The organism is Polynucleobacter paludilacus (assembly GCF_018687595.1).
Classification (GTDB): domain Bacteria; phylum Pseudomonadota; class Gammaproteobacteria; order Burkholderiales; family Burkholderiaceae; genus Polynucleobacter; species Polynucleobacter paludilacus.
Genome location: NZ_CP061298.1, coordinates 711,664 through 734,914, shown reverse-complemented (window position 1 = coordinate 734,914; position 23,251 = coordinate 711,664). Strand labels below are relative to the sequence as shown.

The window sequence follows — 23,251 nt, the reverse complement described above, 5'->3', positions numbered from 1 at the left end:
CGATGTATACGAGTTTGAGGCAACTTAACTATTCAGGAACGGAAAGCTAGTGAGCGTCTTGTGCATGTAATCCACTAACACCGCCATCATCCAAGGTCCAGCTACCATTAGGGTGACCAAGACGGCTAATAGCTTAGGAATGAAAGTCAATGTTGCTTCATTGATCTGTGTCACAGTTTGAAAAATACTGACAATCAAACCCACAATAAGCGAAACCAGCAAGAGTGGCGCGCCAACAGTTAGAGTGACTTCCATGGCCGCACGGCCAATATTCATGACTGATTCTGGTGTCATTGCCTGCTCCTAACTTACTGAAGAAAGCTATTGGCCAAAGAGCCGAGCAATAACTGCCAGCCATCGACTAGAACAAATAGCATTAATTTAAATGGGAGTGAAACTATGGATGGCGGGAGCATCATCATACCCATCGCCATCAAGACGCTAGCAACCACCATATCGATGACCAAAAATGGGATGAAGATACTAAAACCAATCTGGAAACCGGTTTTAAGTTCACTGGTCATAAAGCTTGGAACCAAAACACTCAAAGGAATATCTTTTGCTGTAGCGACCTTCTTATTCGTCATATTAAGGAACATCGCTAAATCTGCTTCACGGGTTTGCTTAAGCATGAATTCTTTGATGGGAGTAGTACCGCGATCCAAAGCCTGCTGCATGGTAATTTTATTCTCAGTCAAGGGCTTATAGGCCTCTCCATAAATCCGATCTAAAACGGGGTTCATGATGAAGAAAGTCAAAAATAGGGCCAGACCCAAGAGAATTTGATTTGGCGGTGATGACTGCGCACCAATCGCTTGGCGTAAAAGGGACAATACAATAATGATCCGTGTAAAGCTGGTCATCATCAGCAACACGGTAGGCAAGAACGACAGTGCCGTTAATAAAATCAGCGTTTGCAAACTCAAGCTGTAGTTCTGGCCACCATTCGCACCAGCAGTGCTAGAAAAAACATTGAGTGCTGAGTTATCCGCAGCAAGGCAAGACAGACTGAAGAAAGCCAAGAAGACTCCTGCGAACTGCGCGCAGCGTTTCTTACTGAGAGGCTTACTGATCAATTGAATGGGATATGAAAATAGCTTCATTTTTTGAGTAATCTTTTAAATAAAGCAGTTAAGGCAGGATTAGCCATAGAACTGAGGGCATCTGCTGCATCTACTTCGTGGCTACGGGGCTCAAAGCGAAACCGTTCTTTGGCAATACTGGCAAAGGACTTGCTTGCGACAATCTCTTCTACGGCCAATTCTGCCTCAGGAATCAGATCATTTTCAGAAATTGCATTCGCGCCGGTTGTGATTTGGGTCGGAGCAGTATTTTCCAGCTCACTTAATTTGAAACTGGCTAGACTATTAATCTGACCGGCGGTAACGCCTGTCACAATCCAATGTCCAGCCACTTCCACCACCACTACGCGTTCACGAGCACCTACATTTACGCCACCTACAATTTTTGCGACTGACTGACCACCAATTTTGGCGTAGTTCATGCGCTTCATAACCCAAGCAAAAGCACCAATCACCGCCAATACCAGCAGTAGCCCGAAAATCACGCGCATTGGGCTAGAACCTTCAACCACTGGCGCAGCGCTCATTTGAGCAAAAGCGGCACTAGGCAGCGTAATCGCAAGCAACAGGAGAAAATGAAAGGGCTTAATCAAAATCAATTCAGAAATTATTTATTCAATTTTCTGATGCGCTCTAATGGGGTAATGATTTCAGTTAAGCGCACGCCGAACTTGTCATTGACCACTACGACCTCGCCCTTAGCCACAATATAGCCATTGACCAAAATATCCATCAGATCGCCTGCGGAACCATCAAGCTCAACCACAGAACCTTGTGCCAACTGCAATAGATTCTTAATGGTAATTTTGGTACGACCAAGCTCTACTGTTAGCTGAACAGGAATATCCCGAATAAAGTCGAGTTCACGAATGGGCTCATTCTGAGTCCCTTGCTCCATCTCTGGCATAACTTCTGCCTGAGATGGATCTATTGGATCATTCTGGTTGCTCATCTTCTGTTGTCCTTACATATTCATTTAGGTTAGATTGCAAAAATTTCTCAATTTTTAAGGCATGCTTCTTGTTATAGATTCCATAACGGCATTCAAATATCGGAACATCGTCAGTAGTTGCAATGACAAATGGGTTGTATTCAAGCTGAATTAAGTCGCCGATCTTCATGTCTACAACCTCTTCAAGCAGAAGCTTTTTAGAGCCTAAATTCGCTTTAATTTCTAACTCAACTGATTGAACTGTTTCGTGCAACATCTCAATCCACTTCAAATCAACGTCTTGAACTCGACCCTGCATTTGCGATGTAAGCAAGTCCCGAATGGGCTCTAGCGCTGAATATGGAATGCAAATTTCCATTTCATAGCTTTTTTCTTCAATCTCGACGGTAAATGTCGTTGTTACGACAACTTCACTCATCATCGCAATATTTGCGAACTGCATATTCATTTCGGAACGAATATATTCATACTCGATTGGATGCACGGGTGCCCAAGCTTCGGCATAAGGCTCAAAGAAGACCTCAAGGATCCGCTCTACGATTCGAAGTTCAGTAGGAGTAAATTCACGATCAACCGCTGAAGTCTTAAAACGGCCGCCGCCACCAAAGAGGTTATCCACTACAAACAAGACCAACTCAGGGTCAATAATCATCAAATTAGTCGCACGGAGCGGCTTGATCTTCAGTAAGTTGATATTGGTTGGATTTTTATGCTTAGCAACAAACTCGCTATATTTACAAGTCTCTACAGCTGTTGCCTTTATCTCAACCAGGCGACTCAAGAAAGTCGACATACTGATACGGAACAAACGAATAAAACGTTCGTGAATATTCTCGAACGTAGGCATTCGCCCACGCACAATACGCTCTTGATTGCCAAGACTAAAAGACTGAGGTTTAGATGTATCAGCTGCCGGTGCAGGCGCAGCTTCACCCTCTTCCACATCTTTTAAGAGTGCGTCTATTTCATTTTCCGAGAGAGCGTCATCTGCCATTTATCTGCTCTAATTTATTGAATGATGAAGGAGGTGAAATAACCACCGGTCAGACTTTGTTCAACTTCTGATCCAGCAAAAGGTTTTTTAATGGCCTCAAGAATTTCATTCATTAGGGTTGTTTTTCCATCAACTGTCGAAATCTCACTGGAAGTTTTTGCAGAGAGAATAAATAGGGTACGGTTGCGCACTTCAGGCATCCGGTCTTTCAAAGCTTGTGCATCTTTTTCGCTAGGGACCTGCAAGGTAATCATGGCTTGCAAATATTGTTGTGTATCACCACTTTCAGGCTTTAAATTCACTGTAAATACTTCAAGTGGCACAAAAATTTGTACAACTGGTGGAGCTTCAGGAGCAGCGCTAGCCCGTACAACGAAGTAGTAGTAAGCTCCGCCCCCAGCAATCAGCAAAGCGAGTACGCCACCAGCAATTTTGATAAAAAAGTCTTTATTGGACTTCTTGCGAGGCGCTCGCGGCGCATCTTCTTGCTCTTCAGCCTTGGGTTTTGGTGCAATAGCCATTCACTACTCCATAGTCGATTTAACGACAATTATGGTACCCAATCATGAAGCTAGATACGAAGAAAAGAGGGGCAATTAACCCCTTAATAGCAAATTAGGGCCTAGGGCCCTAATGACTTTCTCTCGGAATGGAGAAGTTTAGGCTAAGAAACTCAATGAAGGGGTAAAACCGCTATTTGCAGCACCTGCAGCTTGGTACTGACTAAGCGGAAACTGGGCTGAGCCAGCATTTAGTGCCTGGCTTTGCCATGCATCGGCATCGATTTTGATTGAGGCAGTTTGACCAGTATTGGCGCTTGCCAAGGTGCCTAAACTTCCAAAAAGTGACTGTACAGCCCTATCTGAAGCCTGCGATAAACCCAATCCAGCAATACCAGGAAGAGCTGCGCTGGTCGCTAGACCAGCACCAGCACCCATGGCCTTACCCATTAGGTCGGTGAGGTGGGATAAAAAGCTAGTTTTGGGTTTTACAACTGAGGAAGGCGCAGAATTGCCCGAAACCCCGTTAATACTGGAGATATTGGTCAATAATGGGTCAATTTGTGCGTTCATATGACTATCTTAATACTATTCCTGCAATCTGGATGGGGATGAGTTTCTCATCTCGCCGGGTTTTCAAAAGGGAGAGTAGAGGGAGAAATACCCCCTATTTCCTCGAATTACCATCAACATTTAAGCGGCAGACTCGCATTCCCCCTCCTCAGAATCATAAAAGCTACTGATCCAGCCGCTATATTCTCTGGCACTAATGCCCCCCTCTTGAATAATACTGACCAAGGTATGGCGAGAATCTTCCTTAATTTGTGCGAAAAGATGGGCAATGGCCTCCTGCTCACCTTCAATGACTTGCATAAAATTGCCGTCCTTAAAAGCTAAAGTACCCGTTATACCCATCTCAGTATTTTTCTTCAGCGCATGGGCAGCCAATTCCTCAAACTCGGCTTTGGAGATCTGATGGGTGGCAGAACTAATGTAGATAAGCTGATACATACACTTCGAATATTAAGCGTAGAAGCTGACAATCTTAGTGGAAGTTAATAAATCAGTGTCTAAATCGAGTTTTTTACCAGGATTGGTGGGCCCAATAGTCTGGTCACTGGTTGCAGGATGCAAAAGTCCAGCTTGGGTCTGTTGATAGCTCGCGCTAGAACTCACTTGGGCTTGATTTAATTCCACCCCCGCATTAAGCAAGGCGGCACGCAAATCCTCAAATCCAGATTGTATAGCGTCACATACTTGAGAATCATTCGATAGAAAGGTGACATTGACTTTGTCACCATCTAAATGAATCAGGATTCTTAAGGGGCCTAATTCATCTGAATTCAAATTAATGACAGCATTTTGTTTATCAGATGAAAATAAGATCACAGTTTTTTGCCCAAGTTCTTCAATCCACTGTGGACTGCCAAAGATGGATTGCATTTTCATCTGCAGATCAATATTGGTCTTCATTTCTTCGCCAGATTGAATGTTTGAATGAGGCAGAACAAAACTCACTCCCTCAAGAACGGCGACTTCGACAGAATCCTCTTTCTCATCCGGATTAGATTGCGGGTTTCTTCCTTTTGAAAAGTCGTTTAGCAAGTCGTCCTCAGTAGCTTCTTCACCATTCTTGAAGCCTACCTTGCCACTATTGAGACGATGCCCAAAATCTACTTCTTTCTTAAGGGCTTCAGTCACAGTAAATCGTTCTTCAGCATTTCTAAATACCCCTTTTGCGCTACTGAGCTGAGATCCCATTGTCACTTGCACTAACAAAGGATTGACTATCGTCGCATTTTTTTCATTTGAATAGGCTTGTACTGGATTGGTGGCTGCCAACTTATAAGATAGGCTATCTTTAATTAAATTCTGCAGATCTATTTGATTGACATTGCCTTGAAAAACCCTGTCAGCCCTGACTAAAGCCTCATGCATACTTTTTTCTTTGTCAATCATTTGTGAGGCTTGCGTAACATTGGGGGACAGAAGTTTGGCAAAGTCCAAACTATCTTTACCGCTAACGCTCTTAAACAGGTTTGCTTGACTCGTTAGGACTGCCCCAAACGAAGTACTACTTTGAACGCTCTGACCGTCGAGATTGTTTTGGCCAGTCGCATTAGGGCTTGAAAGGCTGGTACTCGAGCTAAGACCAGCATCGCTAATTTTAGGATCGAGATTCATGATGAATTAATGAAATGGCTGTGGAGCTAAAAGAAATTGGGTTGTCGAGAATTCATCCATTAACTTCTGATCTTGCTTTAGAGCAAGCAAACGAGCTTGCTTCTCATTTTTTTCAATCAAGATCTCATACTTGCGTTTTTTTGCTTGGCTAGCTTGCCAATGCAACATCTGCTGATGAGAAATAGCATGGTATTGCTCAATGGCCCGATCCTGACTTTGAATAGCAGTATCAATATTTTTTAAAAAACTTTGGAAATTCTGCAAATCAACAACCGTCATTCCTTGTGACATTCTGACGGCATTCTGAAGCACATACTCCTGTTTATAAAAAAGTAGCTGCTCCTTTTGTTGTTTAGCTTCATTGGTCGTACGATGGGCTTTAGCTAACCGTTCGGCGGCTAAATCCAAATCATGTTGCGCCATTTTTAGTAGCAGACGCATCGCTTGTAATGACGATTGACTCATAACTGCGCCGTATTAATTTGATGAAGGCCCTCAATACTTTCTTCAAGTGTCGACTTAACGTGAAGATCTTGTTTTAAGAAGAGCTCAATTGCTGTATGTTTTTTAATCGCCTCATCTAAAACGCTATCAGCACCACCAACATAAGCGCCTACGTTGATTAGGTCTAGATTTCGACTGTACTTAGCGTTCAATTGTTTAATCTTGCGCGCACTGTCTTGATGCGCAGGATCAATAATGCTGTGCATGACCCGGCTAATCGATTGCTCAACATTAATAGCTGGATAATGCCCTGCCTCTGCCAAGGTTCTATCTAAAACAATGTGGCCATCCAAAATTGAGCGGGCAGCATCTGCTATCGGATCTTGCTGATCGTCTCCTTCGGTTAAGACAGTATAAAAAGCGGTAATTGATCCGCCCCCAACATCACTGTTACCAGCCCGCTCAACCAGTTTTGGGAGCTTTGCAAATACAGAAGGAGGATAACCTTTGGTAGCTGGAGGTTCGCCAATAGCTAGTGCTATTTCACGTTGAGCCATTGAGAAACGGGTTAATGAATCCATGATTAATAGAACATGTTTACCCTGATCCCGAAAGTACTCTGCAATCGCTGAAGAATAATTAGCGCCTTGCATTCTCATCAGAGGGGACTCGTCGGCCGGTGCAGCTACAACCACAGACCTTTTAAGTCCCTCTTCACCCAGAATAGACTCGATGAACTCCTTAACCTCGCGTCCACGTTCGCCGATCAGACCTACAACAATCACATCCGCATCGGTATAGCGCGCCATCATGCCCAGCAAAATACTTTTACCGACGCCAGATCCAGCAAATAAACCCATCCGCTGGCCCCGACCAACAGTGAGTAGGCTATTAATTGCTCTCACGCCCACATCTAAGATATGGTCAATTGGGGCTCGTCTCAGTGGATTAATCGGCTCCGATTGCAGTGACTTATAGCTATCGGCTTTTAAGGGGCCCAGTCCATCCAAGGGATTGCCGGATGCATCGAGCACCCTACCTAATAATTGATCACCAACCGGTAGTTGACTTAGATGTGAGCTAACTTGTTTTTGTTTCTGCTCATCATCGGTCTTGGATAAATACAACTCGCCGTATTTAGCTAGATTATTTTTGAGATAGACCTTAGCATCAGGTGCAATGCCTTCGATACTGCCTTGAGGCATCAAAAAGAGTTTCTTTTGATCAAAGCCAACTACCTCAGCTTCAATCTCTTTGCCATCGTTCAGAGGGATAATGCAGATACTACCAACCGGTAAATCTACCCCCAAAGCCTCAATGACTAGACCTGTAACTTTGATCACACGACCGGCATAACGAAGAGAATCTAACTGATCAACTGAATCTTTACAGTTATTAATAAATAATGATAAAAGACCATCAAGCGGCAAATCTCTGGCTGCTTGGTCGATAAGCTTCATGATTAAGCCTCATGCCAGTCTGTCACTCTACCCAAACTCTCGGTAACCACCTTCCAACGGGATTCATTGCTAGCATCGACAGAATTCTGAGCAGTCTGCAGTCGGCATCCACCCTGCTCCATTTCTGGATCATCCATAATTTGCCACTGATGAGCCTCAAGCTCAGCCTGCAGATACTTCCTCACTATGCTGGCATCAAAGGGATTTAGAAATAACTGTAATTGATTGATATCCACCAACTTCTTTGTGCCTTCTAAGATCAAAGGACAGATCACTGCAGGATTGACCTTAACCTCAGTCTTTACCATGGCTTTGGCAATAGCTAAAGATAGACTCAATACATCTTCGCAAATTTCAATACTTTTATTGGCAATGACAGTTGAAAATTGCTCAGTCAGTTTTTGCAAGACCTGTTTATCTATGAGGTTTTCAGACTCCGCCAGAGACTTCCCTTTTGCATAGCCATCTTTATAGCCAGATTCGAGGCCATCTGCAAATGCCTTGTCCTTAATGGCCTGAATTTCTTCAGTCGTAGGTAAAGGCGGCGGTATCTCTTTTGGAGGAGGCTTGCCGAACCCAGGGGGGACCAGATCAACGAAGAGAAATCCTTCTGCTGGTCTAGACATAAGATTCATCGCCCTTATTGCTCAACATAATCTGACCTTCTTCGAACAGGGTCCGCACGATCCCGAGGATTTCTTTTTGAGCACCCTCAACATCGGAGAGCTTGACTGGGCCTTTGTTTTCCAAATCATCGCGCATCATGTCAGCCGCACGAGTAGACATATTTTTGAAGATTTTCTCGCGCAGCTCATTGCCTGTTCCTTTAAGAGCAGTCAGCAATACCTCAGATTGAACATCGCGCAGAATTGTCTGAATACCTTTGTCGTCAATACCCAAGATATCATCGAAGACGAACATTTCATCCATGATTTTTTGGGCCATCTCCATGTCGTACTCTTTGAAGTTATCCATCAGCACAACTTCTTGGGGGCCAGTAATAAAGTTCATAATCTCGGCCGCAGCACGAATCCCACCAATCACTTTTTTGCCGCCAGCTTGATTTGTAGCCAACAGCTTGCCTAATACGGCATTGAGCTCTTTAAGAGCGGCTGGTTTAATTTCTTCCAGGGTGGCAATACGAAGCATTACATCTTTACGCAGATCCTCATTAAAGAGAGTCAAAATCTGGGATGCCTGATCGGGTTCTAAGTGAACAATAATGGTGGCAATAATTTGAGGGTGTTCATAGCGAATGAGATCTGCGACCGCAGTGCCATCCATCCACTTCAAACTTTCGATACCTTCTGAATCGCGACTATCCAAAATCCGCTGGAATAGGCCACTCGCGGTATCGTTGCCGAGTGCTTTACTGAGCACGTTACGGGTAAATTCATCGGTATCGAAGTTCAGGGCTGCGCCCTCGCCCGCCACACTAAAAAACTCGCGTAGCGTATTAGCGACTTCGTTTTGCTCGACACGACGCATCGTCGCCATTAAACCACCCAGTCGTTGCACGTCCCTTGGACTGATATATTTCATGACCTCAGATGCACCCTCCTCACCCAAGGCGAGCATGAGTACAGCTGCTTTTGTTAAACCATCATTATTAGGAGCCGGCATTTCCACTCACCCAGTTAGATACGACGTCTGAGACAACCTTAGGATTATCTTTTGCTAATTTTTGCACATTATCTAAATCCCTCTGGTATGGAGATTTTTTGATCACTGGCATGCCCGTGTCTTCGTCTAAATCCTCTTCAAGCGCTAAGGCCGCAGCCTTCCTGCCAGGAAACATGGTCTCTCCTGCAGCCCACTTTGCCATCATTGGCTTCAAGCCCTTACTGTAAAGTAGGAAGACTACTATCAAACTCAAAATCCACTTGCCAATATCTTTAGCACCACCAATGTAGCTTGGGTCCTTCCAGATGGGCAAGTCCGGAATGTCATTTGCGCCGATTTCGTTAAAAGGCGTATTGACTACCGTCAAACTATCGCCCCTCGCCTCATCAAAGCCCATGGCCTTTTTAGCTAAATCCGAAATTTGATTCTTCTCATCATCTGTTAGAGGCCTGCTAACCACTTTGCCGTCTTTATCCAGTTCTTGTTTGTTATTGACAACCACTGCAACAGAAAGCTTCTTAATCCCACCCATCGACTTTTGATCAAACGTGATTGTCTTATTCACTTCATAGTTCGCAATCGAATGTTTTTCGCTACCCATCGCCGGAGCTGCACCACCAGTGTTTGCAGCATCCTTGGCACCAACGATTGGTGCATTCGCATTGGCTGGCGGCTGATTACTTGCGGCACCAGGGATACCGCCAGCAGTTGAACCGGTTGGATTGGCCGCACCAATTGGCTGTGAAATTTCGCGTGTTTGCATACTCCGAACCACAGCTGTTTTAGGATCCTGATTTGGCTTGAAGATCTCATTGGCCTCCTCGTGATTATTGAAATCAATCTCAGCCTGTGCTTCCGCCTTCACATTCTTAATGCCTACAATCGGTGCAATGATCGACTGCACGTGGCTAGCAATGTTGTTCTGAATTGCTTCCACATATTTCATCTGACTTGCATCCAGGGTCTTGTCACCCTTCTTGGCTTGATCAGACAGAAGATTACCGTTGTTATCAACAATATCAACGCCAGAGGAAGGCAAATTAGGAACACTACTAGAAACCAAATGGACAATGGCGCTCACTTGTCTTTGTTCTAATGAGCGTCCGGAGGCCATTTTCACCAGAACTGAAGCGGTAGGTTTTTGGTCTTCGCGGACAAAGACAGATGACTTAGGAATTGCTAAGTGGACACGGGCATTATCTACACCTGCAATCGATTGAATGCTTCTCTCTAGTTCGCCCTCTAGAGCACGTTGATAGTTCACTTGTTCAACAAACTGGGAAACACCAAATTTTTGGTTCTCTAGCAGCTCAAAGCCAACATTGCCACCTTTAGGCAAACCCATGGCTGAAAGCTTTAAACGGGTTTGATAGACCTGATCTTCAGGAACAAGGATCGATGCACCGCCATCGGCTAATTTATAGGGAACATTCATTTGCTCCAAAGCAGAAACAATAGCGCCGCCATCCTTATCACTGAAATTAGAAAATACGACTTTGTATTTGCCGCCCATGCTCCACATCATGACGACAGCCATCACCGCAATCACCGCAGCAATGCCAAAAGCCAATAGCATTTTTGCGCTATTGCCACCACCCGCATTAAACCGCTCCATTAGCTTTTCCACGCGCTCTTCCTCTAAACCGAATTCAAATACCTTAACCGCCCTCCCATAGAGGGGGCTTCTGTGGACATATTATCTGCACCTTGGTTTTGTTTCAATTGAAGGAATAGAGGCTTTTTTTCCTTCTTATTGGGCTAACCAAATCAGGGTTGCCCTGATAAATTAGCCTCCATTGAGCATTTTTGGACAAGAGAGACTTATGGGTATTGGGGCAATCGATTCTGGCAGAATTCAAGCTATGCTTTCACAACTGAAAGCGGCGGCTGAAAATCATCCTGCTGTAGCCACAAATGGTTTAAGTGGGCCAAAAGGCTTGGATAAGCTGGGCCCTCAGGAATCGACTAAGTCAGATAAGCTTGACTTTGCCTCAGCCCTAAAATCCTCACTTGATCAAGTCAATCAGACCCAAGCGAAAGCTACTGAAATGGGTAAGAGTTTTGCACTCGGTGACGATAGTGTTAATTTATCCGATGTCATGGTTGCCACCCAAAAAGCCAGCATTACGTTTCAGGCTACCGTGCAGGTTCGGAATAAATTGGTCTCCGCCTATCACGACATTATGAATATGCAGATTTAATTTCTTCGAAAGCTTCTTAAGTCTGCCTCTCCAAAGCCTCAATCCAAGCCAATACCTCAGCAATTGCCCGATACATTTCCGTGGGTATGCGGTCATCTAAGTCAACTTGCAGCAATAGGTTCACTAACTCAGCAGATTCATGCGTGAAGAGCTGATGCTCTTTAGCCGTGTCTATAATTTGCTCAGCAACAATCCCTCTGCCAGCCTCTAGTGGTTGAGGAGCAAAGTCACCATGCTCATATACCTGGGCAACTGCCTGTTGTAACGCCTTGGCCTTTGAGTTATCCGACATGTTTTACGCTCACTGATTGCAAATTCATTTTCAATGCATTAAAACTTTTTTGGATTAGCGGAATGGCTGCCTCTAATTGATCTTTTGATTTCCAAAGCTCACTTTCAATCTCAATTTGACTCTTACCATTTTGTAGGCTAATACGGCAACGCAGTTTGCCCAGCTTGGGGAGGATAAGTTCCAAAATACTGCTACAGGGTTGATCAACATCCAGCTCAGATCCCTGGGTATCGGGATGGACTATCCAGCGCAAATATTGGCCGGGCCAGATCATGCCTGTCCATTCTGTCTCTTGATTCTCGAGAGTTTCCAATTGCTTTGCGACCATTTGAGCCTGGTTATAGCCAGACCGATTCTGTGGCTCACGTTTAAGGACATCCATCGGTCGTTTGCCTTGGAGATAATTCGCAATGTGCGACTCATAGAACAAACCGCTCATGGTTAGGGCATTTTGTAACTCCAAAGCCGTTAACTCCGGATTATTCATGGACTCCATTAACGGGTTAACTTCGGCAAGCTCAATTGCACTCAAACTCGCAAATACTGCGCTCTCTTCCAAAATTTGGCTTATGAGTTTTCCGGTTTCGCTTAAAGTAACATGCGCCGCTGCAACGCTTGCATCGCTTGGCCGCAAAAGAAGAAAGCTTGGTCTAGGGTCACCTCCAAGATAACGAAGGCGCACCACTTCTTGAGCGTCATAAGTGCCTGGCAATGGCATACTAAATACTTGATCACCAATTTGTACCGAAGCCAGCCCTTCTGAATCAAAACCAATAATGCTGCCGGCGTATTGCTTCCCTATCAGTAAGCTTGTTCCTACACTGCCACTATTTTGAATGGGATTGCTGATGAGCGCCCCAGGGATGGCCTTGATGTCCATGGCTGCAAAACTTAATGTCTAGAGTTAGCGCTGCTGTGCAAGATATCCGATAAACGCAACATCCAGGGCTGCAAAAGATCCATGATTTCTTTGTCATTGGAAAGGATGGTCTTCAAGCAGGCTATCTTTCGTTGTAGGGCTTCGGCATTTAACGGTGTTTTGTCATCATGATTCGGAATCTGATGAATATAGCCCTTGCATAGTAACTCTAATTGACCATACCCCTTCCAATCTTTACGGCGAGCAGCTTCCAGCATTTGTTGGCTGATATCAGTCACAGCCTCATAAAGAGAGAGCATATCGCGGGGAGAAGACATCAGTTTTCGAATAGGTAAAAAAGGCTTTGGGACTAAATTTCTATACCGAAATCATACCGAGCTTTATGCAAAACAAAGCCGATAAAAGGACACAAAAACCCTGCTACCAATTGAATTTAAAAAGTACAGCGTCGCTATTTAAATGACGATGTTGTTTTTAATGGCGTAATGCGCCAGTTCGGCATTGGTCTTCATTCCCATCTTTTTTAAAGCACGGGAGCGAAACATGCTGATAGTTTTAGTGGATAAATTCATTTGGGCAGCAATTTGACTTAGAGTCAGCCCGGAAGCGGTCATTACCAGATACTGATATTCGCGGTCAGAGAGAGATTCGTGAGGCTCGCCATCAAAGGTCTTTTCATACATTTGACTAGCTAATAATTCAGCCACATTAGTGCTGACATACTTGGCATTAGATGCAACCTGTCGAATGGCGGTAACCAGTTCTTGAGTTGATGATGACTTCGTGATGTATCCAGAAGCTCCGGCCTTTAGTGCGCGAATCGCATACAAATTTTCCGGATGCATAGAGAGCACCAGAATCGGTAACTTTTTATTATCACGACGAATTGTTTTGATCACCTCGATACCGGTCTTGTCCGCTAGGTCCATATCAAGAACGAGGCAATCAATGGGATTAGACGCGACATATTTGATTGCTTCGGCACCAGAAGCCAATTCTGCGGCAATCTCAATGCCAGGGTGTGAGGCCAGAACCTGGGAAAGACTCTCTCTCAACAAAGCATGATCGTCAGCAATGGCCAGGCGAATACATTTCATTAATGTCATGCTCTAATGTTCCAACTCTTTTTTTAATAACCTGGCCAATATACACAAAAAGTTAGGTCTAGGCCTTATTAATTTTGCTGCTTAGCGCATTACTCCACTGAATGGCCTGCAATTGGAGCTTAGTGATGTCTTCAGCACTCATCCCCAAAGACTGACGAATGTTTTCCATTTCAATAAAATCAACGCTTTCAATCGCCTCAGTCAGGCTTAGCAGCTGGCCAAATAATCCCTCCCGATAGAGCAAAGCCTTTTGTAATGGCTCAGCTAAAGGGATCTGCTTGAGAATCTCATCTAGTGACAAATCTGCAACATGGTCGGCCAAAGATAGCATTCCCACCATAAAGGCTTGGTCGCTGAGTCCTGGCTTTGCAATTGCCTCATGTTGAGATAAAAGCTCAAGCAGCTTGGCGCGATTAACAACCCTTTGCTGTAGATCCGTATTCAATTTCGATCCCGCATGGGTATAAACCAATAACAACATCCATTGCAAGAGCTGTTTTTGACCTAAAACCACCAAGGCCTGACGAACACTAGCGATCTGCATGTGACCGCCGACGCCAACTGAGTTGACTAAACGCAGCAAGCCCAGAGTTAAATCTGGGCTATTTTTGAAATAGGGCTCGATGGAGGCAATGTCAGAGTCTTTAAATAACAAACCAATCAACTGCATCAAACTCATTTGCTCTGCTTTAGGCTTTTTACCTTTCAGCAAGGTGGGCTGTGAGAAATAGTGGCCCTGAAAAAGATTCAGCTTGAGGGATTTGCACTGTTCAAAGTCAGATTCGCTTTGAACGTGTGAAGCCAAAATAGCGGCTTGCGGAACTGTTTTACGGATTTCAGCAACCAGACCTTTGAGATCTTTCTGAGCAAAATAGTGGAGTACGCCAGCCTCACCATCAACTTTAATCAAAGCCAGATTGATTTTGATAATGTCCAGCAAGGGCAAGAGCTCATCGTTTGTATCGAGCAAATCAATGTCTGACAAAGCAAGCCGAAAGCCCTTCCGCTTCAATGCTTGAAGACTGGAAATCACCTCAGGATCTAATGGTCCTTGCTCTATGATTTCGAGCACCATCCGCTTAGGGGGCAATAAGTTCATCGTATTACTCACCAGTAGCTTAGCGCTTACTGGCAAGAAGCCATCGCAATCACCCAATACACTCTCAAGACCGAAATGGCTCATTGCATTAATGATGATGTTGCTACTAGCGGCCAAGTCATATTCATGACTCAGGTTATCGAGGCTTTCCTTTGATTTGAAAAGCATCTCATACGCAGTAATTTTTCCACGGTTATCGAGGATCGGGTTTCTACCAAGAAAAACTTCGGCAGAATCAGAGTCCATGAGAGTGGTGTCAGCTTGAATCATCAGTACTCTATTTTTTTGAAAAAGTGTTTAACGCCCTAAAAATCAGATTTTAGGGGAAGTTTCAACAATTTAATATGAGGATGATCTTGACGATCAAGGGAACAGCTCTAGAAAAAGGCCTTTATTCTAGGCCTCATCAAATAGGGCTAAATTAGGCTGAAGTATTGATGATGGAACCCAAACCCTGGGCTACCAATAAAGCGTGGTCGGTATGGTCTGCTGCTGCAGTCATAGGGTGTCTTGGGTCACTACTAGAAGTGCTTACAGGCGCAGCGAGAGGTGCAGGATTAGCCACCTGAGGAGCCTCCTGAGAATCCTGGGCGTTCAAGACATCCCTAGCCAATTGATCCATTTGGGTTTTATCGCCACTTTGAAGGGCCTGCTTGAGCCTCTCATAGAGCGTGGAAGGAGAAACAATGCCACCGGTACCAACAAAACCCAGGAGGGCTTGTTGAGCTGAAACGGCATCACCTGACCGTAAAGCGGCAGAGAGTGCACCCAAATACTGGTCGCGCAGCGCTAGCGTGGAGGGGTCTTGCGCTCCACTGTATGACGAAATTGAATTAATTTGCATATCCATAATGACCCCTTTAACTAAAGCTTTTCTCCTCTAAACCGTAATAAACATATACGAATCTATTAAATACCCTTTTAATCGGGTTCTCTTAATACCTTTTACGGCAGCGGAAAATAGAACTTTAGGAAAACTTAAGAAATATTTAAAATTTCTTTTAATTCACTGAATTCTTGGCTGATTAGAGCAGAGATTGAAGTTGCTTCGCTAATTGATTGATTTATATGATCAATCTTTGTTTTAGCTACACCTGAACTAGGGCAATCAGGGGTCTTAATCAATAATTCGACATTAAATCGAGCCCCCAAAAGAGGTTGCCCAAGCTGATGAATTAAGTGATCTAAACGATCAATAACAGCCTGAATATCTGCTGGATCCAAGTCTTTTGGTATGTTCATACCTAAAATTTCTAGTTACAGACCTTTTGGTTCCCATTCACAACACAGTTAGTGCCGTTGGAATAGATGGTTTGATTACCATTAGTAACTGAGCTTCCACCAGGGGTGTAATAAGTCGTGGTTCCTACCTGAGTCTGGGTGGCGCCATTAGGGCCGGTAGGGACAGTGACAGGGGTTAATGGCTGGTTATAGTTATTGCAATTATTGCTGCTGCAGTCGCCATAAGGCACCACGATGGGGTAAACATCCGCAGGATTTGGGCCACCCCTACCCCCTGGACCACCACCCATACCGCCGGGGCCCGCAGCAAAGATACATACCGGTGCTGCTGAACCAAGGCCAAAGACAAGAGTTGCCGCCAACGATCGAAAACCTGCCATTTTTACGCCCTTTTTATGTAGAACAACACCAAAATTGCAGTTTATTCCTCTTGAGCGCTTTCCTCAACCTCAGCATCTAGCCACTCATCCTCGTCAGGCTCCTCTTGGGTTTGCTGTACGAAGGTTCTGATCGCAGTTAAAGAATCATCTGCCACAGATTGCAAAGACAATGGCTCCAAATCCCCAACGCACAGGGCTTCTACCTTATCTTGATTGCCCTGCTCTGAAGCTTCGGCCATATCAAGGAGCTTCCCAAGGAAGCCTGAACGATCTGAAATCGCATCTACTACAACATGGGGCAAGCTAAATTGATCCAAGATTTCACGGCTGGGTTTTGCAAAGAGTGTCTCTACCAGCGATAAACCACCTGTCAAGAAGGCTAAATCGGTTGAGCCCAAGCCACCACCAGCGCCAAGCCTGCCAGCAGCATTTTCCATAAAGAAGGCGCGAACACAAACTAGCTGCAATAGCGGCAAGGAATCGAGAGGAGCGCCTGAATGATTATCTGCATAGAGCAAAAGTTGGGTCCAGCGGGTGATTCGCTTAATGCCTGAAAGTACCACTGCATCACGGACATTCTCTACTTTTCGCTGCTTTCTTTTGCCTTCAATCTCTGCAATCTTAATCAGATGCTTGGCAACGGTGGGGTTATCCGACAGAGCGGTATCCAAAGCAGCTAACTCCGGGTTAGAGAGCAATAAAGTGAGCAATTTCAGTAATTTAAGGTGTTTTTCACCATGGCTCTTTGCTGCCTCAGTATCAGTCTGGCAGAAAAAGTAGCCCTCAAATAGATCAAAGCCAATGTCTTTTGCTAGCTGGAACTGCTCCTTGGTATTGATATCAAGCCCAACCACCTTAATCTCATACTCATGGCACTTCTCAATAATCTGCTTGAGGTTCTCGCGATTGGCCTCTTTAACCTCAAGTTTGACGAACTTACATAAGGGCAAAATTTCGGCATGGCCCTCAAATAGCTCATCAAAATCTGTGAGGCAAAGCTGATACTTAACGCGATTCAATCCCTCGCATTCCTTAATGACCTCTTCATCTCGCATCAAAGCAAGAGGGATTTCCAAGGCAAACTTGAGGGCTGGAATGGAACGGATCTTCTTATCGAGGAGGATTGCTTTATTGACCTTAATAAAGCCAATGTGTCTACCCAATGAGTTTGCAACCCCTTTTTCCCGCAAGGCACGCATAATCTCGCTCAACTTCACAAAGGGTTCAGCGGGTTCTTGAGCCGGCACTTCAGTGGGATCGATAACGAGTTCTTCAGCAGCATCTTGGACCTCCGCGGGACTCGCCTCATCCACAGGAGCCTCTTCACCCTCTTCGGGTGCCGCAAGCTCTTGAGCGGCTTCAGCAGCGGATTCATTAGCCCAGTCTTCAGGCAAATATGAGTCAGGATTCAAGTCTTTGGCTGCAATTTCTTCAGGGAGGGCACCAGCGGCAATCATTTCAGCCCTGGCAAGCGCGATCGCATTGGCTTTATCAGCCGCCGCCTCTGTGCCCATTCTAAAAAATAGCTCAAAACCCATCAGAATCTGGTTTTTATCCAGAATCGCTTCGCGACCAAAATAAGCGTTCTCCGGCTCAATTCGATCCGGGAGGACTAGCTCTACTGACTCTGGCTCACTCTTCTTTTTGAACTTACTAAATAGTCCCATGATCCTCTACTGCTCCAAATATATGACTGTAATGGAACTGTAATATAAATCGCAGAACGCTGCTATAGGTACAACCCCCGCTTCAGCGGTAGGTCAAAATTACTGATTAGCAGGGACTTTTTTGGGGGGAGCCTTGAACTGACTGTTAGCAGCACTCAGACCGGCGACAATCGCTTCGATTTCCTCTAGTTTGGCGAGTGCTTCAGCCAACTTATCGCGACTGATCATGATCGAGTCGGTATTACTTCTTGTCTCAGTTTGAGTCTCTTTTAAGATCGAATGGATTGATTTTTGGCTGTTATTTAAAAGATCAAAAGAATCATTTAGGCGAATAGCAAAAGCAGCGATTGCGATAAATGCAATCGTGACTACGATAAAAATAACGGGGACTAAAATTTCACTCATCATGGGTTTCATTCTACAGCTTTCTGAAGCGATAAAGACAAATTTTCTCTAGGGAAATTGACTAGAACATCACTCTTTACGGTTATTTTTCTGCTTAAATTAGTGAAGTTTGCAAAAAAAGTGTCGTAATGAGAATGGGCACTTCTAAAAGGAGTAAGTGAGAGCTTAGCGAGACCAGTCTCGAAGGGAAATAATTTCTCGATCGATGTACACGCCAAGCTCAAACTTATCCACAGGATCCAGCTTAGGGTTGATATGTTCAACAATGAGGTAGCTGATAATTTCAATGGTCATTCGCCTCAACTCACTTGGCATCATGACTTTCATTTGGGCATTAAATGGGGCTAAGATTTTCTCGGAATCAACCTCACGTAACTGCGAAAGAGATTTTTTACTGAGGTCGATCATGCCCAATAAGCTCATCTTTAAGCTTCGACCCTCTTTGAAGTAGCGATTAAAGCTGACGCATAAAGAGCGAGTGGCCTCTCTGTCGGAGTTTTGAATCATTGGGTTGGGTTAAAAGAGTAAGGATGAAAAAAATCTTAGCACACGCGCGTTACTGAACGTCAAATCTGCTAGGCTTACGATATTAGAGGCATTTAAAATCAATCGGTTACTGATCTTAATACTATTTACACAGAAAAAATGAAACTATTAACTGCTTTTTTAGCGCTTGCACTCTTCTCCTCAACAAGCTTGGTCTACGCCCAAGAAAGCGATCCTAGCCAAGCTTGCTTTGCCGACCTGAATGAAAAACCAGATTTGCAAATCATTCGCAGTAAGGTTGCGCTCTCCAATCCAAACGACCAAACTTTGGTCATGATGAATAATCGTTCCAAAGCTAAAAAACATGAAAAAGCAGCCATCTCACAGTGGAATCTTGATGTAAATGCATGCTTTAATTTGGGCAGTAATTTTCGTGAAGAGCACTCTACTCCGCTGATGGTCACTGCGGTAAACGAAATGCATCAGAACTTTGAAGATGCCGTTCAAAAACTCTACATCGGTAAATTGAGTTATGGCGCTTTTGCAAAAGAGCGGGCGCAAAGTCTTGCTCGCTACAACGCCATGCTTAATCACAATGGATTGATGATTGAAAATAATAAAGTGATGGGTGAAACTGTCAAAATTAAACCGCTGTAGGTCTTTATGAAGCAGATTCTCTTAGTTTACGCAGAGTGGGACTATGAAGAAAACGTTTGGATTGCTTCTTCAAACGATATCCCAGGCTTTATTGCCGAAGCAGAAAGCATCGAAACACTTTCCACTAAATTGCAATCGATGGTACCTGAGTTACTGCTTCTGAACGAGCGCAAAACAGATGAGGAAATTATTATCGAAATCATCGCTCGCAAGTATGTCAAAACCCAAGCGATGAGCGAATAACATGGCTACTGTATATACCCAATCCATGGGAGCATCCAATACTCAGCAGATTATTGAATTACTGAAGGCTGCTGGTTGCCAATTCGTTAAGCCCGGACACCGAGGTAATCATGATCTCTGGTACTCACCTATCACTACCATCTACATCCCCGTGGACAGCAAAGTTCGCACCTTTAAAGCGGCCAATATCTTACTCATGCTAGCCGGCTTACCAGAACACTTTAAAGAGCCCGAAGAAGAGGCTGAATAGTTTTACTTTTTCTTAACAGGCGGTAAGTCGGTGCAATGCCCCTCAGCAGCTTCTGCAGCCAAGCCAACCGACTCCCCTAAAGTGGGATGCGGATGAATGGTTTTACCAATATCAACTGCATCAGCACCCATCTCAATCGCGAGACAAACCTCACCAATGAGATCACCTGCATGCGTTCCGACAATTCCGCCACCAATAATGCGGTGCGTGCTGGCATCAAACAATAACTTGGTAAAGCCCTCATCACGACCATTGGCAATCGCTCTTCCACTAGCAGCCCAAGGGAATAAGCCTTTTTCATAAGCGATACCTTGAGCTTTACATTGCTCTTCAGTCAGACCGGCCCAAGCAACTTCCGGGTCGGTATAGGCAACCGAAGGGATTTGCTTAGCATCGAAATAAGATTTATGGCCAGCCGCCACTTCAGCAGCAACATGACCCTCATGTACGGCCTTATGAGCCAACATGGGTTGACCAACAATATCGCCGATCGCAAAAATATGAGCTACATTCGTGCGCATTTGCTTATCGACTGCGATGAATCCTCGCTCATCAACTTGCACACCCGCCGCGCCTGCATCGATCTTCTTACCGTTCGGAGTGCGTCCAACAGCCACTAAAACCAAATCGTATGTCTGAGCTTCTGCTGGTGCATTCTCACCTTCGAATGTCACTTGAATACCATCAGGTTTCACTTCCGCTTTGGCAGCACGCGTTTTGAGCATAATCTTCTCAAAGCGCCCTGCGTTGAACTTCTCCCACACTTTTTCAAGATCACGATCAGCGCCTGCCATCAAGCCATCCATCATCTCTGCGATATCGATTTTGGAACCCAAAGTGCTATAGACCGTAGCCATTTCAAGACCAATGATTCCACCGCCAATCACCAACATGCGTTTTGGCACACTCTTGAGCAACAAAGCACCTGTACTGTCAACAATGCGGGGATCAACCGGCAAGAAAGGCAAACTCACGGGCTGACTACCTGCCGCAATGATGGCTTTCTGAAAACGAATCACTTCTTTTTTGCCATTAAGGTCTTGACCTGCGCCATCAGTCATCTCTACTTCGACATGATTCGCATCTAAAAAATGACCTAGGCCACGAACAACTTGCACTTTACGTGCCTTCGCCATACCAGCCAAGCCACCCGTAAGCTTTCCAATCACGGAGTCTTTATACGCCCTGAGTTGATCGATTTCAATCTTAGGGTCACCAAAAGTAATGCCATGCTTTGCCATGGTCTTTACTTCATCCATTACGGCAGCAGTATGTAAGAGTGCCTTTGAGGGAATACATCCCACGTTTAAGCAAACACCGCCGAGGGTTGCATAACGCTCTACTAAGATGGTTTTCAGACCTAAATCGGCGGCACGAAAGGCGGCACTGTAGCCGCCAGGTCCTGCCCCTAGTACCAGAAGTTCACACTCATGATCTACCTTACCGCTGTATTGGCCGGCTGCTGGAACTAACTGTGGGGCTGGTGCGCTTGCTGGAGTTACTGGGGCTGGTGTAGGGGGCGATGCTGGAGATACCGGAGCCACTGCCCCGCTTGCCTCTATTTCAGCAATGACGCTGCCCTTACTCACTTTATCGCCCACCTTCACTGCAAGACTCAGAATTTTGCCAGCCTGGTCAGCGGGCACTTCTATGGTGGCTTTGTCGGACTCCAACACTAAAAGAGCCTGCTCTTTTTCGATTACGTCACCCACTTTGACCAATACTTCAATGACAGGGACATCGGAATAATCGCCAATATCAGGAACCGTGATGTTTTGCTTTGACATGATTCCCTCTTATAAAGTGGCGCGACGGAAGTCAGAAAGCAACTGGGCCATGTACACATTGAATCGTGTTGCTAATGCACCGTCAATCACGCGATGGTCTGCAGTGAGTGAAAGTGGGCAAATTAAACGAGGCACAAATTGCTTGCCATCCCAAACGGGCTTCATAGCAGCCTTGCTCACACCCAAAATGGCGACTTCTGGGGCATTCACAATCGGTGCAAAGTAAGTACCGCCAATGCCACCCAAAGAAGAGATGGTGAAGCTGGCACCCTGCATTTGCTCGGGCTTGAGTTTGCCATCTCGGGCTAAGGCTGCAAGTTCAGAAGTTTCGCGAGCGATCTCAAAGATGCCTTTTTGATCTGCATCACGAATCACTGGAACCACCAGACCTTGAGGGGTATCTGCCGCAAAGGCGATATTGAAATACTTCTTGAGCACCAGCTCATCTCCATCTAAGGAGCTATTGAACTCAGGGTATTTCTTGAGTGCTGCTACAGCAGCTTTCATTAAGAAAGCCAACATCGTAATTTTGAGGCCCTGCTTCTCATTATCTTTGTTGGTCGATACACGAAATGCCTCAAGATCCGTAATATCGGCATCCTCGTGATAAGTCACCGCTGGAATCATGATCCAATTACGCGCTAGATTGGCTGCAGTCAGCTTCTTAATGCGATTGAGAGGTAAGCGCTCAACTTCACCAAACTTTGTAAAGTCGACTTTTGGCCAAGGAATAATATTGAGGCCACCCAAACTACCACCAGAAGCAGCTGCAGGAGTTCCGCCCCCACTCATAGCAGCCTTGACGAAGGCTTGCACATCTTCTTGAGTAATACGACCCTTTGGACCTGAACCAGTCACTTGGGTAACCGTAACACCAAGCTCACGCGCAAACTTGCGTACGGACGGACTAGCATGCCCGACATTGTCAGCAATGGGCGCAGGAATATTGCTGACAGGTGGAGGTGGCGGAGCCAATTTGACGGGTGGCTCTACAGCAGCTACTTTTGCAGGTGGGGCTGCCACAGCAGGTGCTGCAGGTGCAACTGGGGCGCTTTGTGCAGCAGTGCTACCAGCACTCTCTTCCAGGAGTACTACGATTGCTCCTTCAGAAATGTTGTCACCGACTTTGACTTTGACTTCCTTGACTACACCAGCATGTGATGACGGGACATCCATCGTCGCCTTATCTGACTCCAGAGTGACGATGGATTGTTCTTTTTCAATCGTATCGCCTGGCTTCACTAGCACTTCGATAACTGGGACATCTTTGTAATCCCCAATATCGGGGACCTTGACTTCAATGAATTGGCTCATAGT

The 23,251-nt window shown here is 45.1% G+C and carries 31 protein-coding genes; 4 read left to right on the top strand and 27 right to left on the bottom strand.

Translation table 11 applies throughout. The features are described 5' to 3' along the window. Window positions 1-24: 24 nt before the first annotated feature. The 14 genes from fliQ to fliF form a co-directional block, all read right to left on the bottom strand. Window positions 25-294: a flagellar biosynthesis protein FliQ gene (gene fliQ, locus AOC06_RS03935; RefSeq protein WP_215273192.1), complete on the bottom strand. Its 270-nt coding sequence runs from the start codon at window positions 292-294 to the stop codon at window positions 25-27. Window positions 295-308: 14 nt separating this feature from the next. Then, entirely contained in the window at window positions 309-1,103 is a 795-nt protein-coding gene (gene fliP / locus AOC06_RS03930) for a flagellar type III secretion system pore protein FliP (RefSeq protein ID WP_215381382.1), read from the bottom strand. After that, the gene (gene fliO / locus AOC06_RS03925; RefSeq protein ID WP_215381380.1) at window positions 1,100-1,675 is read right to left on the bottom strand and encodes a flagellar biosynthetic protein FliO; all 576 of its coding nucleotides are present in this window, start codon (window positions 1,673-1,675) and stop codon (window positions 1,100-1,102) included. The genes fliP and fliO overlap by 4 nt, the downstream gene beginning before the upstream one ends. Window positions 1,676-1,689: 14 nt before the next feature. Continuing rightward, window positions 1,690-1,989 (bottom strand): flagellar motor switch protein FliN, encoded by a 300-nt coding sequence (gene fliN, locus AOC06_RS03920; RefSeq protein WP_439650695.1) that lies wholly within the window; start codon window positions 1,987-1,989, stop codon window positions 1,690-1,692. A 28-nt stretch (window positions 1,990-2,017) separates the two neighbouring features. Then, window positions 2,018-3,028: a flagellar motor switch protein FliM gene (gene fliM / locus AOC06_RS03915; RefSeq protein ID WP_215326627.1), complete on the bottom strand. Its 1,011-nt coding sequence runs from the start codon at window positions 3,026-3,028 to the stop codon at window positions 2,018-2,020. A 14-nt stretch (window positions 3,029-3,042) separates the two neighbouring features. Beyond that, window positions 3,043-3,549 (bottom strand): flagellar basal body-associated FliL family protein, encoded by a 507-nt coding sequence (locus AOC06_RS03910; protein ID WP_215300269.1) that lies wholly within the window; start codon window positions 3,547-3,549, stop codon window positions 3,043-3,045. A 138-nt stretch (window positions 3,550-3,687) separates the two neighbouring features. Then, window positions 3,688-4,101, bottom strand: coding sequence for a hypothetical protein (locus AOC06_RS03905; RefSeq protein WP_215381379.1), 414 nt, complete (start codon window positions 4,099-4,101; stop codon window positions 3,688-3,690). 120 nt (window positions 4,102-4,221) lie between these two features. Further along, window positions 4,222-4,539 carry a BLUF domain-containing protein gene (locus AOC06_RS03900; protein WP_215306193.1) on the bottom strand — a complete coding sequence of 106 codons (318 nt, stop codon included), beginning with the start codon at window positions 4,537-4,539 and terminating at the stop codon, window positions 4,222-4,224. A gap of 12 nt (window positions 4,540-4,551) precedes the next feature. Beyond that, window positions 4,552-5,712 (bottom strand): flagellar hook-length control protein FliK, encoded by a 1,161-nt coding sequence (locus tag AOC06_RS03895; RefSeq protein ID WP_215381377.1) that lies wholly within the window; start codon window positions 5,710-5,712, stop codon window positions 4,552-4,554. 6 nt (window positions 5,713-5,718) lie between these two features. Further along, the gene (fliJ, locus tag AOC06_RS03890; RefSeq protein WP_215381375.1) at window positions 5,719-6,177 is read right to left on the bottom strand and encodes a flagellar export protein FliJ; all 459 of its coding nucleotides are present in this window, start codon (window positions 6,175-6,177) and stop codon (window positions 5,719-5,721) included. Further along, window positions 6,174-7,616 carry a flagellar protein export ATPase FliI gene (fliI, locus tag AOC06_RS03885; RefSeq protein ID WP_215381373.1) on the bottom strand — a complete coding sequence of 481 codons (1,443 nt, stop codon included), beginning with the start codon at window positions 7,614-7,616 and terminating at the stop codon, window positions 6,174-6,176. Before fliI ends, fliJ begins: the two co-directional genes overlap by 4 nt. 2 nt (window positions 7,617-7,618) lie before the next feature. Beyond that, a complete protein-coding gene (locus AOC06_RS03880; RefSeq protein WP_215326607.1) occupies window positions 7,619-8,242 on the bottom strand; it encodes a FliH/SctL family protein in 624 nt (207 codons plus the stop codon). Further along, window positions 8,235-9,239, bottom strand: coding sequence for a flagellar motor switch protein FliG (gene fliG, locus AOC06_RS03875; RefSeq protein WP_215273180.1), 1,005 nt, complete (start codon window positions 9,237-9,239; stop codon window positions 8,235-8,237). The genes AOC06_RS03880 and fliG overlap by 8 nt, the downstream gene beginning before the upstream one ends. Next, window positions 9,226-10,866, bottom strand: a complete 1,641-nt coding sequence (gene fliF / locus AOC06_RS03870; protein WP_255880051.1) for a flagellar basal-body MS-ring/collar protein FliF — start codon at window positions 10,864-10,866, stop codon at window positions 9,226-9,228. The genes fliG and fliF overlap by 14 nt, the downstream gene beginning before the upstream one ends. Before the next feature lie 235 nt (window positions 10,867-11,101). Here fliF and fliE point away from each other — a divergent pair, with 235 nt between their 5' ends. After that, window positions 11,102-11,440 (top strand): flagellar hook-basal body complex protein FliE, encoded by a 339-nt coding sequence (gene fliE, locus AOC06_RS03865; RefSeq protein WP_439650687.1) that lies wholly within the window; start codon window positions 11,102-11,104, stop codon window positions 11,438-11,440. Between the two features lie 16 nt (window positions 11,441-11,456). Here the strand turns inward: fliE and AOC06_RS03860 are convergent, their stop codons facing one another. The 11 genes from AOC06_RS03860 to AOC06_RS03810 form a co-directional block, all read right to left on the bottom strand. Next, a complete protein-coding gene (locus AOC06_RS03860; RefSeq protein WP_215381371.1) occupies window positions 11,457-11,732 on the bottom strand; it encodes an EscU/YscU/HrcU family type III secretion system export apparatus switch protein in 276 nt (91 codons plus the stop codon). Then, window positions 11,722-12,612 (bottom strand): flagellar hook-length control protein FliK, encoded by an 891-nt coding sequence (locus tag AOC06_RS03855; protein ID WP_215300250.1) that lies wholly within the window; start codon window positions 12,610-12,612, stop codon window positions 11,722-11,724. The genes AOC06_RS03860 and AOC06_RS03855 overlap by 11 nt, the downstream gene beginning before the upstream one ends. 11 nt (window positions 12,613-12,623) lie before the next feature. After that, complete coding sequence (locus tag AOC06_RS03850) at window positions 12,624-12,929, bottom strand: flagellar protein FliT (RefSeq protein ID WP_215273177.1); 306 nt, start codon at window positions 12,927-12,929, stop codon at window positions 12,624-12,626. Between the two features lie 138 nt (window positions 12,930-13,067). After that, window positions 13,068-13,718, bottom strand: a complete 651-nt coding sequence (locus tag AOC06_RS03845; RefSeq protein ID WP_215381369.1) for a response regulator — start codon at window positions 13,716-13,718, stop codon at window positions 13,068-13,070. A gap of 58 nt (window positions 13,719-13,776) precedes the next feature. Then, window positions 13,777-15,087: an EAL and HDOD domain-containing protein gene (locus AOC06_RS03840; RefSeq protein WP_215381367.1), complete on the bottom strand. Its 1,311-nt coding sequence runs from the start codon at window positions 15,085-15,087 to the stop codon at window positions 13,777-13,779. Between the two features lie 151 nt (window positions 15,088-15,238). After that, window positions 15,239-15,667 carry a hypothetical protein gene (locus tag AOC06_RS03835; protein ID WP_215381365.1) on the bottom strand — a complete coding sequence of 143 codons (429 nt, stop codon included), beginning with the start codon at window positions 15,665-15,667 and terminating at the stop codon, window positions 15,239-15,241. A 128-nt stretch (window positions 15,668-15,795) separates the two neighbouring features. Then, window positions 15,796-16,059, bottom strand: coding sequence for a hypothetical protein (locus AOC06_RS03830; RefSeq protein ID WP_215381362.1), 264 nt, complete (start codon window positions 16,057-16,059; stop codon window positions 15,796-15,798). Between the two features lie 11 nt (window positions 16,060-16,070). Then, a complete protein-coding gene (locus tag AOC06_RS03825; protein ID WP_215381360.1) occupies window positions 16,071-16,439 on the bottom strand; it encodes a hypothetical protein in 369 nt (122 codons plus the stop codon). A 41-nt stretch (window positions 16,440-16,480) separates the two neighbouring features. Further along, the gene (locus AOC06_RS03820; RefSeq protein ID WP_215381357.1) at window positions 16,481-18,106 is read right to left on the bottom strand and encodes an EAL and HDOD domain-containing protein; all 1,626 of its coding nucleotides are present in this window, start codon (window positions 18,104-18,106) and stop codon (window positions 16,481-16,483) included. A gap of 99 nt (window positions 18,107-18,205) precedes the next feature. Then, on the bottom strand, window positions 18,206-18,511 hold the full coding sequence (locus AOC06_RS03815) for a hypothetical protein (RefSeq protein ID WP_215381355.1): 306 nt from the start codon (window positions 18,509-18,511) through the stop codon (window positions 18,206-18,208). A gap of 165 nt (window positions 18,512-18,676) precedes the next feature. Beyond that, window positions 18,677-19,018 carry a hypothetical protein gene (locus AOC06_RS03810; RefSeq protein ID WP_215326576.1) on the bottom strand — a complete coding sequence of 114 codons (342 nt, stop codon included), beginning with the start codon at window positions 19,016-19,018 and terminating at the stop codon, window positions 18,677-18,679. Between the two features lie 138 nt (window positions 19,019-19,156). On the opposite strand from AOC06_RS03810, the gene AOC06_RS03805 reads away from it, so the two are divergent. From AOC06_RS03805 to AOC06_RS03795, 3 genes are read left to right on the top strand one after another with little or no spacing between them, the layout of a single operon-like run. Next, window positions 19,157-19,654, top strand: coding sequence for a hypothetical protein (locus AOC06_RS03805; RefSeq protein ID WP_215381354.1), 498 nt, complete (start codon window positions 19,157-19,159; stop codon window positions 19,652-19,654). A 6-nt stretch (window positions 19,655-19,660) separates the two neighbouring features. After that, window positions 19,661-19,897, top strand: a complete 237-nt coding sequence (locus AOC06_RS03800) for a DUF1902 domain-containing protein (protein WP_215273167.1) — start codon at window positions 19,661-19,663, stop codon at window positions 19,895-19,897. 1 nt (window position 19,898) lies between these two features. Beyond that, on the top strand, window positions 19,899-20,147 hold the full coding sequence (locus AOC06_RS03795) for a hypothetical protein (protein ID WP_215306211.1): 249 nt from the start codon (window positions 19,899-19,901) through the stop codon (window positions 20,145-20,147). Window positions 20,148-20,149: 2 nt separating this feature from the next. On the opposite strand, the gene lpdA is transcribed toward AOC06_RS03795, so the two are convergent. Both lpdA and aceF read right to left on the bottom strand, forming a co-directional pair. Beyond that, the gene (gene lpdA / locus AOC06_RS03790) at window positions 20,150-21,934 is read right to left on the bottom strand and encodes a dihydrolipoyl dehydrogenase (RefSeq protein ID WP_215381352.1); all 1,785 of its coding nucleotides are present in this window, start codon (window positions 21,932-21,934) and stop codon (window positions 20,150-20,152) included. Between the two features lie 9 nt (window positions 21,935-21,943). Continuing rightward, window positions 21,944-23,248 carry a dihydrolipoyllysine-residue acetyltransferase gene (aceF, locus tag AOC06_RS03785; RefSeq protein WP_215381350.1) on the bottom strand — a complete coding sequence of 435 codons (1,305 nt, stop codon included), beginning with the start codon at window positions 23,246-23,248 and terminating at the stop codon, window positions 21,944-21,946. Window positions 23,249-23,251: the final 3 nt, after the last annotated feature.